The 18406-nt window shown below is 45.9% G+C and carries 11 protein-coding genes and 1 tRNA gene; 5 read left to right on the forward strand and 7 right to left on the reverse strand.

Annotated elements, in window-relative coordinates:
• Positions 1–218: 218 nt before the first annotated feature.
• Positions 219–2414, reverse strand: a complete 2196-nt coding sequence (locus NSB03_RS14700; protein WP_024987912.1) for a GH92 family glycosyl hydrolase — start codon at positions 2412–2414, stop codon at positions 219–221.
• Between the two features lie 240 nt (positions 2415–2654).
• Between NSB03_RS14700 and sppA the strand changes: the two genes are divergently transcribed.
• From sppA to NSB03_RS14725, 5 genes are all read left to right on the forward strand, one after another.
• On the forward strand, positions 2655–4433 hold the full coding sequence (gene sppA / locus NSB03_RS14705) for a signal peptide peptidase SppA (protein WP_136014052.1): 1779 nt from the start codon (positions 2655–2657) through the stop codon (positions 4431–4433).
• Between the two features lie 10 nt (positions 4434–4443).
• Complete coding sequence (lpxK, locus tag NSB03_RS14710) at positions 4444–5574, forward strand: tetraacyldisaccharide 4'-kinase (protein ID WP_024987913.1); 1131 nt, start codon at positions 4444–4446, stop codon at positions 5572–5574.
• Positions 5537–6346: a purine-nucleoside phosphorylase gene (locus NSB03_RS14715; protein ID WP_121767454.1), complete on the forward strand. Its 810-nt coding sequence runs from the start codon at positions 5537–5539 to the stop codon at positions 6344–6346. Before lpxK ends, NSB03_RS14715 begins: the two co-directional genes overlap by 38 nt.
• 16 nt (positions 6347–6362) lie before the next feature.
• Positions 6363–7397 (forward strand): thiamine-phosphate kinase, encoded by a 1035-nt coding sequence (gene thiL, locus NSB03_RS14720; RefSeq protein ID WP_024987914.1) that lies wholly within the window; start codon positions 6363–6365, stop codon positions 7395–7397.
• A 160-nt stretch (positions 7398–7557) separates the two neighbouring features.
• Positions 7558–7630, forward strand: a tRNA-Phe gene (locus tag NSB03_RS14725).
• A gap of 905 nt (positions 7631–8535) precedes the next feature.
• On the opposite strand, the gene NSB03_RS14730 is transcribed toward NSB03_RS14725, so the two are convergent.
• From NSB03_RS14730 to NSB03_RS14755, 6 genes are read right to left on the reverse strand one after another with little or no spacing between them, the layout of a single operon-like run.
• Complete coding sequence (locus NSB03_RS14730; protein ID WP_024987916.1) at positions 8536–9012, reverse strand: lipocalin-like domain-containing protein; 477 nt, start codon at positions 9010–9012, stop codon at positions 8536–8538.
• Positions 9013–9030: 18 nt separating this feature from the next.
• On the reverse strand, positions 9031–9846 hold the full coding sequence (locus NSB03_RS14735; protein ID WP_024987917.1) for a DUF1573 domain-containing protein: 816 nt from the start codon (positions 9844–9846) through the stop codon (positions 9031–9033).
• Positions 9847–9861: 15 nt separating this feature from the next.
• On the reverse strand, positions 9862–11955 hold the full coding sequence (locus NSB03_RS14740; protein WP_257466471.1) for a S8 family peptidase: 2094 nt from the start codon (positions 11953–11955) through the stop codon (positions 9862–9864).
• Between the two features lie 36 nt (positions 11956–11991).
• Positions 11992–13980: a BACON domain-containing protein gene (locus NSB03_RS14745; protein WP_024987918.1), complete on the reverse strand. Its 1989-nt coding sequence runs from the start codon at positions 13978–13980 to the stop codon at positions 11992–11994.
• Between the two features lie 15 nt (positions 13981–13995).
• Positions 13996–16704 (reverse strand): DUF4458 domain-containing protein, encoded by a 2709-nt coding sequence (locus NSB03_RS14750; RefSeq protein WP_257466472.1) that lies wholly within the window; start codon positions 16702–16704, stop codon positions 13996–13998.
• 48 nt (positions 16705–16752) lie between these two features.
• The gene (locus NSB03_RS14755; RefSeq protein WP_257466473.1) at positions 16753–18399 is read right to left on the reverse strand and encodes a DUF8477 domain-containing protein; all 1647 of its coding nucleotides are present in this window, start codon (positions 18397–18399) and stop codon (positions 16753–16755) included.
• Between the last annotated feature and the right edge of the window lie 7 nt (positions 18400–18406).

Here is an 18406-nt window from a genome sequence, read left to right on the forward strand (position 1 = left end):
ACGGAGACTATGTGACGAATAAAAACTGGTCGGTAAAGCCTATCTAACATAATCTCAGGAAAATTTAAACAGGCTCTAAGTCATCCTAAATACGTCATCACAGTATGTTCTGACAAGGGAGTATTCTCACTGCAATGAAAATAAATACTCATCATAATGAGAAAAAGTTCTCACCATGATGAGTATTTTTTCTCATCACGGTGAAAATACTTTGAGAATTATTTCATCTTATACACCAACGTCCCACCCTTCACAATATCTTCATGTGATATTGAATTCTTCGTGTAAGGTTCTCCATTCAGCGTAATGCTATCCACATACAGATGCTCTTCAGACAAGTTCTCTGCAATAACCGTGAAAGTCTTTCCATCAGCCAGATGCAATACCATCTTCGGCAATTGAGGAGCACCGAATACATATTCCCCGCTCACCGGATCTACCGGATAGAATCCCATTGCGCTAAGCATATACCAGGCTGACATCTGACCACAGTCATCGTTGCCACAAAGTCCGTCGGGTTTATTCTTATATTGGGTATCGAAGATTTCACGAACCAGCTCCTGCGTACGTTCCGGACGACCGGCCAATGCATACAAATAAGTAACATGGTGGCTCGGTTCGTTGCCGTGAGCATATTGCCCAATCAAACCTGTCACATCCGACAGGCTTTCACCTTCGAGCTTAACTGTGAACAAAGAGTCCAACTTGTTCAAGAAAGGTCTTTCACCGCCAAACAGACTGATTAATCCCGGCACATCATGCTGTACATGCCAGGTATATTGCCATGCATTCCCCTCAGTATAGTCACCGCCAATACTTTCGGAATGTCCCAACGCACTCGGATTAAACGGAACTTTCCAAGTTCCATCAGCCTTTCGCGGACGCATAAATTGAGTTTCCGAATCGAAGAGGTTCTTATAATAATCCGCACGTTTTGCGAAATAAGCGGCATCTTCATCTTTTCCCATACGGCGTGCCATGTCGGCGGCGGCATAATCATCATACACTGACTCCAAAGTAGAAGATACCGACTCCGCTTTTATCAAGTCGGTCGGAAAATATCCGTATTTTGTATAAACTTCCCAGTTCGACTTCAATGGATGAGAGACTGTCAGAGTTTTCTTTATCATATTAAAAGCGCGTTCGGCATCAAAGCCACGGAATCCCTTACGATAGGCCTCAGCAATAACTGATACACCGTGATTGCCAATCATACAGAAATTTTCTTTTCCCCACAACGCCCAAATAGGCAGGAAGCCTTGTACTTCACCTTGCTCTATCAACGAATTTACAAAACCATCCACACGCTCGGGAATCACTAATGTATAGAACGGATGAGCGGCACGATAGGTATCCCACAGAGAGAAGGTGGAATAGAAAGTTCCTATTCCGGATTTCACTATGGAGTCGGCAGCGTTACGGTACATACCGTCTACATCCGAGATTTGATTTGGCTGAATCAGCGCATGATAGAAACAAGTATAGAAATCGGTCTTTTCATCATCAGTACCGTCTATTTCAATACGGCTCAGATAATTATTCCATTCATTATGAACGGCAGTTTTCACTCCGTCAAAGTCCCATGCAGGAATTTCGGCTTCCAGATTCTTCTTTGCTCCATCTACACTGGTAGTGGAAAGGGCAACTTTCATCATCAGTTCTTCGCCCGGTTTCATGTCGAAAGTAGCAACGATGCGTTTTCCTTTTTCTGTTTCTCCCATTGGAAGATAAAGAGAATCTACGACAGGGCGATTGAATTTCATCACGAAGAAATAATCCTGATCTACCCATACGGTATTATTGACATGCCCGGTCAGTGTCTGTGCATCTTCCCAGTTTACTTCGCAACTGTTCACTTGTGAATGATACTGTGCTTCTCTCCATGCAGGTCCATGCTGCAAGTCAATCAAGACTGAAGCCGAATCGGCTTTATGATAAGTGTAACGATGCAGAGCTGCATGAATAGAAGCGGTCAGTTCCGCTTTCACCTGAGGATCGGAAAGTTCAACCGTATAATAACCCGGAGTAGCGGCTTCTTTATCTTTGGAGAAATGGCTACGATAAGCATCCCATGCACGGGCACGTGTACCAGTGACGGGCATTACCAGAATATCTCCCAAATCCATGCATCCCGTTCCGTTCAGATGGGTCTGAGTGAATCCCCAAATCAACGTGTCCTGATAAACATACTCAGAACAGTATCTCCAACCGACTGCACCTGTTACGGGACTAGTCTGCACCATTCCGAAAGGATAACACGCACCGGGAAATGTATGACCGTTATCAGCAGCGCCAATAAAAGTATTAACATATTGAGTATAATCCTGCGTTTCCGTTTTTTCTGTCGGGGTGCAGGAAGAATAAAAGAATAAGCCTGCCAAAGCAGTGGTTACCAAAGAGATTTTTCTTTTCATGCAAATATAGTGTTAAGTTAATGTCGCATCACAAACCATGCCACAAAATTAAAGATTTCTTCCCATTCAAAACGAGTGTATATTGACAAATATACTTAAATCTTAAACGAAAGAAGCACGGATTTATACAGATTCATTGTGATAAAACAAAAATTCGTACGACTTATTGAATAAATATCAACTCAATTATTTATCTTTGTTAGCTTAATAATAAGCTGGCGCAAAAAAACAATAAGTACAATGAAAGATTTCTTGAAATTCACACTTGCCACGGTGACAGGTATCATTTTGTCAAGTATTGCATTATTTATCATCAGCATGGTAACGTTGTTCGGTATCATTTCTACTTCGGATACAGAGACAATAGTAAAAAAGAATTCCGTAATGATGCTCGATTTGAACGGTACGTTGGTGGAACGTACGCAAGAAGACCCATTGGGCATTTTATCACAGTTACTCGGTGACGAGTCCAGCACATACGGACTGGATGACATTCTTTCGTCCGTCAAGAAAGCCAAAGAGAACGAAAATATCAAAGGAATTTATTTGCAAGCCAGTTCATTGGACGCATCCTACGCTTCCTTACAGGAGATACGTAATGCATTACTTGATTTCAAGGAAAGCGGAAAATTCATCATTGCTTATGGTGACTCTTATACCCAAGGACTTTATTATCTGTCCAGTGTAGCCGACAAAGTATTGCTTAATCCCAAAGGGATGATCGAATGGCGTGGTATCGCTTCCGCCCCTCTCTTCTACAAGGATCTGCTTCAGAAAATCGGTGTGGAGATGCAAGTATTCAAGGTAGGAACCTACAAATCTGCCGTCGAGCCGTTCATTGCTACTGAAATGAGTCCGGCCAACCGCGAACAGGTTACAGTTTTCATCAACTCCATCTGGAGACAAGTGACGGAAGGTGTAGCTGCCAGCCGTAGTCTTCCTGTCGATTCTCTCAATGCTTATGCAGACCGTATGTTAATGTTCTATCCGGCAGAAGAAAGCGTGAAATGCGGATTGGCCGATACGCTGATTTATCGTAATGACGTACGCAACTATCTCAAAGAGATGGTGGAAATAGATAAAGACGACCGTCTGCCCATAGTGGGACTGGCAGATATGATTAATGTAAAAAAGAATGTCCCCAAAGATAAAAGCGGTAATATCGTTGCCGTTTACTATGCATCCGGTGAAATCACAGATTATCCCAGTTCCTCTGCTTCCGAGGAAGGTATCGTAGGTCCCAAAGTGAGCCGCGATTTACGTAAGTTGCAAGAAGATGACGATGTGAAAGCTGTGGTACTCCGTGTTAATTCTCCGGGCGGAAGTGCTTTTGCTTCGGAACAAATCTGGCATGCGGTGAAAGAATTGAAAGCCCAAAAGCCCGTCATCGTTTCCATGGGTGATTATGCAGCGTCAGGCGGTTATTATATCTCTTGTGTAGCCGATACGATTGTTGCGGAACCTACAACTCTGACCGGCTCTATCGGCATCTTCGGAATGGTTCCGAATGTCAAAGAATTAACAGAGAAAATAGGCCTGACATATGATGTAGTAAAAACCAACAAATATTCAGATTTCGGAAATATTATGCGTCCTTTCAATGAGGGTGAGAAGTCATTATTACAGATGATGATTACCCAGGGATATGACACATTTGTAGGCAGATGTGCCGAAGGGCGCCATATGACAAAGGAAGCAATCGAAAAGATTGCCGAAGGACGTGTGTGGACCGGTGCAACAGCCAAAGAGTTGGGATTGGTAGACGAACTTGGGGGCATTGACAAAGCATTGGATATTGCCGTAGCCAAAGCGGGTATTGAAGGATATACAATAGTATCCTATCCTGCCAAGCAGGATTTCCTGTCTTCTCTATTCGACACAAAACCGACCAATTATGTAGAATCGCAACTTCTGAAAAGTAAATTAGGCGAGTATTACCAACAATTCGGCTTACTGAAAAACTTAAAAGAACAATCCATGATTCAGGCACGTATTCCATTCGAATTGAATATTAAATAAAACGTATTGCATGAACGAGCACTTTTTCAAGATACATAAATGGCTATATCCTGTTTCGTGGCTATACGGAACAGCGGTAATAATAAGAAATAAACTCTTTGACTGGGGATTCCTCCGGTCGAAGAGTTTCGACGTTCCTGTCATTAGTGTAGGTAACCTGGCTGTAGGCGGAACAGGCAAAACTCCTCATACCGAATATTTGATAAAGTTGCTCCATGATAAATATCAGGTAGCTGTACTAAGCCGGGGATATAAACGGCGTACACAAGGCTACGTGCTCGCCACTCCCCAAAGTACCGCCAAGACAATTGGCGACGAACCTTATCAGATGTATACCAAGTTCCCGTCCGTCACGTTGGCTGTTGACGAAAACCGCTGCCATGGAATAGAAAAACTGCTTGCTTTGAAAGAACCCGTAGTAGATATCGTTCTGCTGGACGATGCCTTCCAACACCGCTATGTCAAACCCGGCCTAAGTATTCTATTGACAGACTACCACCGTCTTTTCTGTGACGACACACTGCTTCCGGCAGGTCGTTTGCGTGAGCTGGTCAGTGGAAAAAACCGTGCACAAATCGTCATTGTCACCAAATGTCCTCAGGACATCAAACCTATTGATTTCAATATTATTACTAAACGGTTGAATCTTTATCCGTATCAGCAGTTATTCTTCTCATCGTTCCGTTATGGGAGTCTGCAACCTGTATTCCAACAGGGAGTTAAAGAAACCGCAGCAAATGTAATCCAAGCAGGCAAAGATATTTCTTTATCTTCACTAACGGATACCAATATATTGTTAGTTACCGGCATTGCATCTCCTGCTCCTATTCTGGAAAGGCTGGAAGATTGTACAAAACAAATAGAAACGCTATCTTTCAGTGACCACCATGATTTCACTCACAAAGATATGCAACAGATAAAGGAACGATTCAAGCGATTAACAGGTGAAAAACGATTGATAATCACCACCGAGAAGGATGCGACACGCCTAGTCAACCATCCGGAACTGGACGAAGAACTGAAACCATTTATCTATGCTTTACCTATTGAAATAGAGATATTACAAAATCAACAAGATAAATTTAACCAACATATTATTGACTATGTTAGAAAAAATACAAGAAACCGCAGCTTATCTTAAAGAGAAGATGCACACTAGTCCCGAAACAGCCATCATTCTTGGCACCGGACTTGGCAGTTTGGCAAACGAAATCACCGAGAAGTATGAAATAAAGTATTCGGATATCCCGAACTTCCCGGTATCTACGGTCGAAGGTCATAGCGGTAAGCTGATTTTCGGCAAACTAGGCAATAAGGATATCATGGCTATGCAAGGACGCTTCCACTATTACGAGGGTTATTCTATGAAAGAAGTGACTTTCCCTGTACGTGTGATGCGCGAATTAGGAATCAAGACCTTGTTTGTGTCCAACGCCAGTGGCGGGACAAATGCAGACTTCGAAATCGGTGATTTGATGATTATCACCGACCATATCAACTACTTCCCCGAACATCCGCTTCGTGGAAAAAACATTCCGTATGGTCCCCGTTTCCCGGATATGAGCGAAGCGTATAGCAAAGAGTTAATCCGTAAAGCTGACGAGATTGCGAGAGAGAAAGGTATCAAGGTACAACATGGTATATACATAGGGACTCAAGGCCCTACCTTCGAAACTCCTGCTGAGTATAAATTATTCCATATCTTAGGTGCTGATGCCGTAGGTATGTCTACCGTTCCTGAGGTGATTGTCGCTAACCATTGCGGAATCAAGGTTTTTGGTATTTCCGTTATTACCGACTTGGGCGTAGAAGGAAAAATCGTAGAAGTAACGCACGAAGAAGTCCAGAAAGCAGCTGATGCCGCCCAACCCAAAATGACGACCATCATGCGTGAACTTATCAATCGTGCCTAAACATTATAACCGATTTATGAGAACAGAAATAGCTACTCTTGGTGAGTTCGGTCTGATCGACCGCCTCACCAAGGGAATCAAACTAGAAAACGAATCCAGCAAATATGGAGTAGGCGATGATGCCGCCGTCCTCTCCTACCCATCCGAAAAACAAGTATTGGTGACTACAGACTTGCTTATGGAAGGTGTACATTTCGACCTGACGTACGTTCCCCTGAAGCATTTGGGATATAAGTCTGCCATAGTTAATTTCTCGGACATTTACGCCATGAACGGCACTCCCAGACAAATAACGGTATCTCTCGGATTATCCAAACGTTTCAGCGTGGAAGATATGGACGAGCTTTATGCAGGTATCCGTTTGGCTTGTCAACAATACAATGTAGATATTGTAGGTGGCGATACAACGTCTTCGCTTACAGGACTTGCCATCAGCATCACTTGTATAGGCGAAGCGGATAAAGACAAGGTAGTCTACCGCAACGGAGCGAAAGAAACAGACTTGATCTGTGTCAGTGGCGACTTAGGTGCCGCCTACATGGGACTGCAACTACTGGAACGTGAAAAAAGTGTATTAAAAGGTGAGAAGGACGTACAACCTGACTTCTCCGGCAAAGAATACCTATTGGAACGCCAACTGAAACCAGAAGCCCGTAAAGACATCATCGAGAAACTTGCTGCCGCCAATATCATCCCGACTTCCATGATGGATATTTCCGATGGTTTATCATCGGAGCTTATGCATATCTGCAAACAGAGCAATGCCGGCTGCCGTGTTTACGAAGAACATATCCCCATCGACTATCAGACCGCTGTCATGGCAGAAGAGTTCAACATGAATCTGACCACTTGCGCTATGAATGGCGGTGAGGACTATGAACTTCTTTTCACCATACCTATCGCTGACCATGAGAAAGTATCGCAAATGGAAGGTATCCGCCTCATCGGTCATATCACCAAACCGGAGTTAGGTTGCGCTTTGATCACCCGTGACGGACAAGAATTCGAACTGAAAGCGCAAGGTTGGAATCCATTGAAGGAGGAAAAATAAAATATTCAGCATTTAGCTAAAATACTTCAACACATATAACACTGATAATAAGTATATTAACTTTTTATCAGTGTTTTTTATTTCTAAAAGGCTTGCAGAATCCAAAAGTTTCACTACCTTTGCAACCGCAAAAGAGATATTACCGGAACAAACAGTACAAGGTGCCATAGCTCAGTTGGTAGAGCAAAGGACTGAAAATCCTTGTGTCCCCGGTTCGATTCCTGGTGGCACCACTATCGATTCGGTAATTTCTCAGAGCCCATTGAAATACAATCATTTCAATGGGTTTTCTTTTATACTCCAATACGCAAATTCCAACTGATTCGAGTAGGCGCATAGTAGAGGGCAGTAGAAATTTAGTGGGGATATGCATATATCTTTGCTATTCTAAAAAGGAAGAACTTTTTATCCACTACTCCATGTAAGTTTACCCTAAAGAGTTTAATTTGGGGTATATAGATTCACCATGTGGCAAAAGTGAGCCGGAGGCATACACTTCCGCCTTCAGGAGTGCCTTCAGCCCCAAAACACCGATGAAAAGGGGCTTTTTTGAAGAACTGAAGGCTGAAGGCGGTTTTCTATTTTAATAGTTAGTAGGAGAATTGCCTGTTACAAGTAGGAGAATTGTTTGTAACAAGTACTACACTCTATGAAATGATGTAGGAGACTTGAATAACTCAAGCACATGGTTCGGCTTGTTTCACTACCAGGTCGAACAAATTCATACACATATAATTTTGTTCCTTACCGCACCGGAATGATTTTTTTTAAGGATGTGATTGCCCTGAATCAAATCCCCAAAATTTTCAGACTGAGCCGTTATAATGGCACAGCGAAACTTGACTTCGCTTTCAATGTTTCACTAGCCTCGATAAACATCTCAAAAGTCATGCGGAAACGATACTATCCGTCGCTTTCCATCAGACTGCTAAAGAACTGTCTGAGTAATATTTATATGCTCAAAAGAATTTTAAGCAAGTCAGGTATGAAGCCGAACAGAACATTTAATACTAAACTTATCAAGGAACTCTTTGGCATAGCGGCAGAAGCCGCTTAGCCGATAGGTTGAATTTTTAACGGACTATTAATATTAGGAGCCCGTAAAAAAATGACTAGTATGATTAAAGGAATATACGCCTTATTCTTGGTCTGCTTTGACTTCTTCAATAATCTCGTCAGGGATTCTGTCACAACGCACATACTTATTTATATCGCTTTTATCCTCCGTAGCCGTCCACACCATTGAACCGCTTTCCAGCAGGTCGGTGACGATGTATTCATTATTCCAGTCACCGTTGCCGTAGTCGTAGACACCAGCGATGACTGCACCCAAGTAAGGGTCTTTACGGATGCTGAAACTACCGGTAATGTAACGGGCATACATGCTGTCGAATTTTTGATACATCTCGAACGTTTGGTCCTTGCGGTTAAACTTTATATAGCAATAAGTGTCCTCAGCCAAGGGCTGACCATTCCATTCGGCAAGTTGCCACACTCCGTTCAGATTGGCGGTGGTGACTTCCAGACGAGCAACGGTTAACTCTTCATCATCACTGCAGGACGAGCCGCAGAACAGAAGAGCAAATAAAACCATGAGTTTGAAAATATTCTTCATGTCGAATTTATTTTTTTATTAATTGATACGTTTAACTTTTATATTCAATGTACGGTCTGACGGGCGGGCGCTGACACCTTCGATAATAATCGGGAAGGTGAATTCTGCTTTCGCACCGACAGGAATCAATGAAGCGTCTACTGTGACTACGATATCGCCTTCTCCGCCTGGCGGAATCACTGCCGGATCGGTGTGGAAGGTGACATAGGCAGGAAGTATCAGGGCAGTCAGTTGCATAGGTTTACTGCTGCTGTTGCCGCAGAAGATACGTTCCGTAGACCGATGTCCGGTTCTCACCTCACCGAAGGTCATTGTGTTTTGCTTTAGCCGTAACTTCCCCATTGAATATGGGAAGCGTGCCCATTCATCCTTACCCGGAAGTACGTCTCCCGTCAGGGTAAGCCGTGCTACGGGTGTCTTGTCCGAAGAGGAGAGGTAGACAAACACATGGGTGTCTATCGTGCCGGGATGATTCTTCGGGTGAAACGTCAAGTTGACGACCTGTTGCTTGCCAGGCAGCAATTCCTTGCTGTCGAGCCTGACGGTGACGCAACTGCACGTCGATGTGGCGCGCTTGATGAGGAGAGGACGGTTGCTTACATTGGTGCAGACAAACCGATAGGTTACAGGAACATCGTCTTCAGTCAGTGTACCTATGTTCTGCACGCTCTTTTCGAATCGCAGTACCCGTTCCGCCTGTTTCATCAATGAAGGATTCAGCAACGAATCTCTCCTTGCTTGCAGGGAAGCGGGGCTGTTCTGTGCGTGTAGTGCTCCGAACAGCCCTGTTCCCACAAGGAATACAACTATTCTTATTAGACTAAAGAACTTCATTGTCTCATCAGGTGATTACAGCCAACCGTTGTCATTAGCTTTCTTGCGGACGGTCACGACGATGGTCTGTTCCATTCCGACACTTGGTTTTACGGTGATGCGTGCCGTTCCGGTGGCAATGCCGGTCACCTCCATCAGAGTGCCGTTGACTACCGTTACTTTAGCGACGTTGGCATCGGACGATGTACAAGTGTAAGTGAGTTTCTCACCATCCACGAAGTAATACGCCAAGTTGGTGGTCGACGTTGTGTTTTCCGCTACGTAGACGTTGGGTACTTTCATCTCCGTTCCGTTGCCTTCGATATTGTTGAGCAACAAAGCGGCATTGGCTACTCCGGTTCCCATTTTGCCGATATACTTCGACAGTTCCAGCTGTGCAGGCGAAGCCCCTGGCGATGTATGGTTGCGGTAATAAGTTTTCTTTTTGCCACCGCCATACCAAGTATCTACCGGTTTGACAGATTCTTTCAGCAGACCGATGAACTCGGACGCTTTGAAGTGGCGGCGCAGTTTCACTGCATACGACAAGCCTAAAGCGGCTACTCCCGACACGTGCGGACAAGCCATCGAAGTGCCGTCCATGTAACCGTAGGCGGGGGTACCGTTCTTCATCATAGTGGAAAGAATGGAACCGGCATAAGGATCGTTTTCTTCCCAAAACTCGGGCGATTCCTTGCCGATAGCAGCGTAGTATTCCGTATCACCTCCGGGTGCGCAAATGTCTATTTCCACACCATAGTTGGTGTAAGACGCCGGTGTGAAGTCGGCCGCTGTAGAACTTACAGTGACACATTTGGAGTATGCGCCTGGATAAGCAGGGATACCTGCATACTCGTTGCCGGCAGCGAAGATGGCGAGTCCGCCTTCAATGACACCGTTGGGCGAACCTGCGTTGTGGATGAAGTAGTCCAAGGCCTCTTTTTCGAGTGGATAGGTTGTTTCCCATTCCTTTTGCGTAGCTGGACCGGGGCTGAATCCTTCGGCAATGTTGGCATCTGCTGAATTGTAGCCCCAACTGCACTGCAAAATGACAGCCCCGTTGTCTGCCGCATATTTGATGGCTTTGGCTTCAGCGGTGAGTGTAACGCCTGCGTCGCCTGCAAATACTTGGCATGCCATGATTTTCACGCCCGAGCCGGGAGTGCCGTTACCTCCGGCGATACCGCATACACCTACTCCGTTGCCGTTCATGGCAGCGATGGTCCCTGCCACATGCGTGCCGTGACCAGTGTCGTATTCCGACGACCATGTGATGTTTCCGGAATTTTCTACGAAGTTGTAGCCGTGTTTGTCGTCTACATAACCGTTGTTGTCGGCGTCTTTTCCGGCGTTAAACTCTTCGCCTTCGTTTACCCAAATGTTGTCTTTCAAGTCAGGGTGGGTAAGCATCACTCCCTCGTCCAATACGGCAACAATAATGGAGGGGTCTCCTGTGCATTTCTTCCACGCTTCGTAACAGCCTACGTCGCATCCCTCTACGGCTCCGTTGTTGAGCGGATTCTGGTTCTCAAAGTCGTACGTACCTGTATTGTTGTAATGCCATTGATAGACCAGTCCCGGGTCTGTGAACGTAGCCGATGCTCTGCCGGTGCGGGTTGCAGCATGGCGTTGCAATGCCGATTCATTGACGTATACCCGATGTGCATCGGTCTTGTAGGCGCGCTTGATGTGGCTGTTTCCTTGCACCTTGGAGATTTCTCCTAATTGAGAAATACGTTGGGCAGCTTCTTTCAGGTCGGTATTCTTGTCGAACTTCACTAAATACCACAGATGCAATCCTGCGGCACGGGTACGCTCTTCGTTCTTGGCGTCTGCCGGGAAGATGCGCTCGAAGTGATATCCGCCTAAGATGTCGAGTATCTCATCGGTCGAAGGAATCCCCGAGCGGGTGGACACACCGCCGTTTCTGGCGGCACGGGTCAGTGCGCGATCAAGGATTTCCGTCATTTCGGGTTTGAATTTGATGATAAGTTCGCCTGCTGTTACGTCAGCGGGAAACCGGATTTCCGTGTCTTCTGCCGAAACAGGCGTCTGCTCTGCCTGCTCGTGGTCCGAGCAGGCGGTCAGCGCCAATCCCAACAGAAGTGTATATAAGAATCTATTTCTCATGTTTACTTGTTAGATAATTGTTCTTGTAAATGATTACTACTCTGCGTCTTCCGTCGAGGAGTTGGCTACAAAACGACGGTAGTAGAGCGGATAGGCAACTCCCGATACGGTTGTGTTGCTGCCAGGGTCTTCTGCTCCATAATAATACGTAAAGTCGAAGTTGTCCGCGTCTATGTTGCTGAATCCTACCGATTCTCCAGCGGAGTTCTTACCTCTTTCCTGCTGGATAAAGAATCCGATTTCCGGATACCATTCTACAAAGTAAGGATGGAAAAGCACCCAGTTGGGCAGTTTTCCGGTGAGGAAGTTCAGGTTGATAGAGAGATAGCGGGTCTTGGGCAATACACGCGGAATTTCCTGACCAGTCACGGTTTCCGTTGTCTCATCGGTAGCTGTGAATGTTACTGGATTGTCATCCGTGAGCAACCAACGGCACGTGTCGCCTACCAATTTATCGAGGTAGTCCGCCTTTTCGGTCGAGAAGTCGTCAGACGTGTAGTGTGTCGGTCTGCCCGCTCTCTCGAGTGCCGTTTCCATCTCTTCGTCTGTCGGAAGTTCGCCTTCGATGAAGTTGTAAGCAAGCGTCAGCGATTGCAGATTTTCCCACAAAAGCAGGCTAAGAAGAGCGTCTCTTTCGCTTCCTCTCGAAACATTGACAAACAGTCCGATGGGGCGTCCGTTGTACTTACCGCCTTGTACCAGTGTCAGGTCGGAGAGTGAGTCGGTACGACGCGAACCATTCAGTGCGAGCGAAGTCAAGTACGGGAAATTCTCTTTGTTGACCACTTTCGTAATAGTCGACAGAGTAGCAAAGTTGGTTGCCGACAAGCTCAGTGATTTCAGTCCTGCATAGCCTTCGTTCGTGGCGCCTCCCAATTTGGCGAAGTTTGCCGGCAGAGAGGTGATACCGTACGAATAGAGAACCAACTCTTTCAGATGCTTCAACTCGCAGATTTCCTCGCCCAAGTGAATGTCGCGGATTTGTGAGTTGGCGTTGCTGCGGATGGAGAACGACTCCAAATATTTCAGGTAACGCACTTCCTTCGGCAAGGATTCGCCCTCTTTCATGTCAATCATAACAAAGTTTACCGAACGTATGCGTCCCACCGCTTCTTCGCACGGCAAGTCCTTGTCGGTAGCTTCCCACAGCGTCACGTTTTCCCAGTTCTGCATATTTTCGCTGGTTTCAAATTTAATCATGCTCTGCACCTTCTCGTTGATGGTGATGACTGCCAGTGAGTCGCCCGCACGGTTGTCTTCAATCTTGAGGGCAGGTTTTTGTCTGACGGTGAGTACAACATCCTCTATCGGGTTGCCGTTGTCGTCTACCAACTGATCGTTTGCCGGGTCCATCGGCACGAGGTGAATCTTTGCTACGCGAACGAAGGGAGCTGTATTCATTTCCCAACGGAAGTTGGCTTTCACCGTACGCGGACGGGCTTTTCTGTCCAAGTCCACCGCCAAGTCATCCTGCCGGGGTTGGGTGAGCCATCCGGTGCGTTCGGATTCGTATTCGGCTTTCTCTTCGTCCGACTGTATGCCGTCGAAAGCATATTCGACGCTCCCGATTTTGAAATTGATATTGGTAGATACCACCATCTCGAACGTACGCTTCTCATAACGCGCCGAGTTCTCGATTTCCACATCCGTTTCGTTCAGCAAAATCTGTTTGCCGAAACCGAATTGCGTGACGGTGATAAGTTTCTGTCCCGCCTGCTCGGAAGAGAAACGGATTTGCGCCGTGCGCGCCGTATTCTCTAACGTAGAATCGATGGTGAGCTGACATTCGGCCGCTCCCAATCCGTTTGCTGGAGAGACGGCAATCCAGGGTTTGGATGCGCCTGCCACCCAGCTTATGTCTGACAACACGGCAATCTTCTCCAGTCCGCCTTCCGGGCCGATTGCAATTTCTTCTTTATCCGTCAGCAATCCACCGGGAAGTTCCGTCTTGTTGTCGTCCTTGCATGAAGTGATGCACCCTGTGCAAAGTACCAATCCTGCTATGACTTTATGTAAATATTTCATTTTCTATCTATCAGTTTATTGTTTAAGAGTGTCGCAACCTCGGATATCCTGGGTCTTGTCGTAAATCAGCATATACATACCTGCCTTGATGTAAGGGCAGAGGTGTGTCACGTCGAGCGAGATGTTGGGATTGTCCTTAATCTCCAGTACCCACAGCCGCGGGTTAATGGTTTCGTTCACCTTGCGAATGTCGTTGGCCCCGATTTGCAGTTGGAGCAGGCTCGGGCAAGTACTGATGCCTTCGGGCCATTCGCGCAGGATGCGGTTACCGTCGGCATCGCGCTGGTGGCGGATACCGAAGGCTTTCAACTGGCTGCTATTCAACGGTTCGGTGGGGAACTTGGAGAAGCAGTTGTAGCTCACGTCCATGTTGGAGAGGTAAGGCAAGGTCGTTGCCCGGAAGTCGTCCGACAGGGATTTCAGTTTGTTGAAACGCAAGTCGATTGTAGTCAGCAGATAGGTGTTCTTGTAGTTTCCGTTTTTACCTTTGAGCGAGTATTCTGGAATTTCGGTCATCCGGTTGTTGCTCAAGTTGATGGTTGAAATCGGCGAACCGGTTCTGAACAGATCTGACGGGAACTTGGAGATACTGTTGTATGCCAAGGATATGGTGGAAGCATTGATGCCCTTGAATGTTTCCGGGTTTTCAACGTTTTTGCCGCCTACGGAGCCAATCTGATTGTAAGAGAGGTCGACCGCCCCCATGACATGAACGGAGGATGCATCGAAGATGTTGGGGATGTACTTCAGTTCGTTGTGCGAGAAGTCCAGTGTCTCCACGTCGTTGGTGAATCCGCAGAACTCTTCCGGTATCTCCTGTATTTTGTTGTAGGCGAGGGTGAGCGTAGCGAGCTTCACGTCTTTGCCAAAGGGAGCCAGTGTCTCAATCTCGTTGTCATAACAGTCGAGCATTCCCATTTTCTTCATGTAGCAAAGAGAACCGTCTGTGGGAAATGATTTGAGGTTGTTGTAGCTCAGATAGAGAATCTGCAACTTCTTACCTACGGGCGACCGGGCAAGTTTCGACCAGTCGTCTTTCAGTTGCTTGCCGCTGATGCCTGTGTTAGAAGCGACGTTCAGTAGTTGCATTTCGGGCAGGTTGAATATGAAGTCGGGGAATCTGTCCAACTGTGCACAGTTGTAAATCTCGATGTCCGTCAGTTCGGTCATGCTTTTCCAGTTCAGGTTCTCCGCTTCGTATGCTTTGGCGTATTCCGAATCGGGGTTTTCCCACTCCGTACAGATATCTTCCGCTTTGATGGGAGCGTTGCCGATGTAGAACAACTGCAACCGTTTCAGGCGCATGATGGCTTTTGAGACGAATGTAATCCCGTTGGTGTATTTGCCGATTTGCGCGTCTTTCAGCGAAATGCGGCTGCTCTTGCGGATGGGTTGCTGTGTAGCGTCGTCGTTGATGCTTTTCTGTATCATTTCGGACAAGTCTTGGCGCACGTCGTAATTGAGGAACGTGTTCCGGTAGTGCATACGCAGGTTTTTCAGTTGCGCAGCGCTCATGTCGGCATTCCAGTTTGTCTGGTCGAACATATTTCTGCCGAGCTTTTCGCTGTGCGAGCCTAAGGCGAGCAGTTTCAGTTCGGTCAACTGTCCGATGGCGTCGGGCACTCTTCCTTTAGCACCGAATCCCTCAAGCGTCAGACCTACCACGCGTCCGTTGCTGTTAAGCGTCACGCCCGGCTGGTCGCCCCACATATCCATTTCCTTGTTGAAGTTCCAGTTGGCTCCCGGTGTTTCGCCCGCTCCGTAGTAGCCCCATTCCGTTCCGTTCAGTGCTTCCCATATTTCCTTTAGTGCGATGTAGTCTTTGATGTACTCTTTCGTTTCGGAGAGCAGGATGGGCACATTGGCGTGTTTGGTCAGGCGGTTGTCTTCGATAGCAAACGGTTCGCCTGCCACTTCCTGGGTTTCAAGGGCGGTTTCCACTGCGCCGCTTTTCCGGTAGGTGGTGTAAGCCGTCACACGGTAATTGCCGGTGGGCAGCCATACGGCGGAGTCGCTGGTTGCCACGCCTATGTCCATGTACTTGTCGTTCGGGTTGTCGGGGTTCTCGTGTTCTTTGTATTCCTCCTTATAGGCTACTTTCAGTTTCTTGAATGTAGTCGATTCGCGGGTGAACGTGTTGGTTACCGTAACGTCAATCAGTTTGATGTCCTTGAAAAGATACGAAGCATCACCGGTTGCGCGTGTTTCGGGAAGTCCGGTCTTTGTAAGTTTGAACGTTACGGTTCCACGGCTTTGCACGTCTACGGTGAGGTCTTTCACCGTCAGTCCGCGCGAAACGACCGTAAATGTCTCGTCTGAAGAGGCAGAGATACTGGTTATCACTTCATCAAGCTTATCCAGCAGTTTGTAGCCCACAACTTTATAGTCGCCTACCAGCAGTTGCAGCTTGTCGCTACGCATACCGTACTCCGCATTGGATTCGTTGTAAGCGTTCAGAATCAATGTCTGCGTGATGCTTGCACCGTTGTACAGCATTTCTATTTCTACTTTCTGTGCTTCGCCCAATTTGTTCAGGTCGCCCGCACGTGTTGTCCCACCTTTGGCGTAGGATGCCGATTTGTAGAGTTTGAACTGCACGTAGCCGTACTGGCTGCCTTGCAGTTCCTCCTTGTCATCGGAACATCCGCCCGTCACCATGCCGAAAAGCATGGTGAAAAGGGGGATAAGAAACAGTTTCCAATATGTTGTTCTTTTTGAGTTCATTTATTTCTGTATTATTAAACTAAAATTGTCAAATGTCGGTATTGGAATTTAGAATGGATTCTCACCGATGTTGATAATCAGTAATGCCAGCACTTCTCCATTGGAAGACTTCACTTTAATCTGTTTGCCTTGTTGCAAAGGAAGAGTTTCTGCATTTGCTGTTGACAGAACGATGTAGTCTTTTCCTGCCTTGTTTGTCAGTCCTGCTGAGAATCCGTCAAATTCGTCGTTTTCAAGAATCATTCCATCTACACCGTTTTTGATTTCATAGTAGACTTTGCCGTCCTCAGAAGTAGAGAAAAGCATACTGAAGATGTTAGAAGTATAGATATTGTCGGTTCCGGCACCTTCTATTTCTTCCCCGTCATATTTGGTTGTGCAGTCTTCACCAATCATATTGGCAATCGGGAATAATTCTCCATCCATTGCTATACATGTAGTGAAAGACATTACCACATCTTCTGTTTGAACCGGAGCTCCCAATACATAACTTTGATAACGGGGATTGATATAATCATCAACGATAATGTTCTTTTCCAAGTCGTTTTTGATTTTTTCATATTCTTTCTTTGGGAAAGCCATTACAACAACTCCACGATTGTCATAATTGTAAGAGAACACATAAGGTTCGAATGTTATTGTGCATTTGGTTCCGTTTGTTTTAACATCAACCCAGTCTGTCACCGCATCTTCACCAAAGATAAAGCCGTCTGCCTGATACACAGGTTCCATTCCGGGGAAAACCATGAATGAACCTACTTGTTCGAATGTTACAATTTCGAATTCATCATCACGGGTAATGATCTCTGTTTCTATTTTATCTTGATAAACTGTACTTTTGTTATTGGCATCAGTGCTGATGATTTTCTTTCCGTCTTGACTGATTCTCAAATTGGGATATGCAGGACTGCTGACCAATACTCCTTCTTTTAATCCTTCATAAGCAACAGGGATTTCTGCTGTGCCAATGATGGAGTTATCTGAAGTCATTACAGAAAATATGATTTTGCCACCTTTGTCGGTACCAAATGAATATTTGGGGTCAAGGTCTTTTTTATCTTTGTTGAAAGCCAATTTATATTTATTATTGTCTTTCTCTATTTTTATCCAATCCGGGTTATCGCCTTCTTTGACACCAACAGTCAAATTTGCATCTTCAATATTGGTTTCAATAACAAGATATTCATCTCTATTTGTATCGATATCACATCCTTTGACAACAATCGGATTTTCTGCGCTATATTCTACCGCTTCTTCGCCTTCCGCTTCGGGAACAGATTTGATGGTCAGACCGCTAAAGGCTTTCTTCGAACGGGTAATCTTGTAAATCACCTGCTCTTTGTCGCCCATCTTCAATACGATTTCGGTAGTGTTGTCATTGATATAATCTTGTCCGTCTCCCAAAATCTTGGCTGTTACCGTCTGGTCGCCGGCTTTTCCACTTGTAGTGGCGTCTTCAAAATCACCATTTACGAACTTACACCATGCTGCCTTGCTGGTCAACTGCCAGTCTACCGGTGCATTGAAAGAGATTTCTATCTCATCGCCCACTACGTGAGTCTCCTCCTTCAGTTCAGGAAACGTGATATTCACATCTTCTTTTTCGTCGTCCGAACAACTGGCAAATGCAACCATGCACATCATTGCCGATATAATCAAGCTCCAGCTTATGTTTTTCAAATTTAACGTTTTCATAACTATA

Origin of the sequence: Bacteroides acidifaciens (genome assembly GCF_024623065.1) — a bacterium.
In the GTDB taxonomy this organism is placed as follows: Bacteria; Bacteroidota; Bacteroidia; order Bacteroidales; family Bacteroidaceae; genus Bacteroides; species Bacteroides acidifaciens.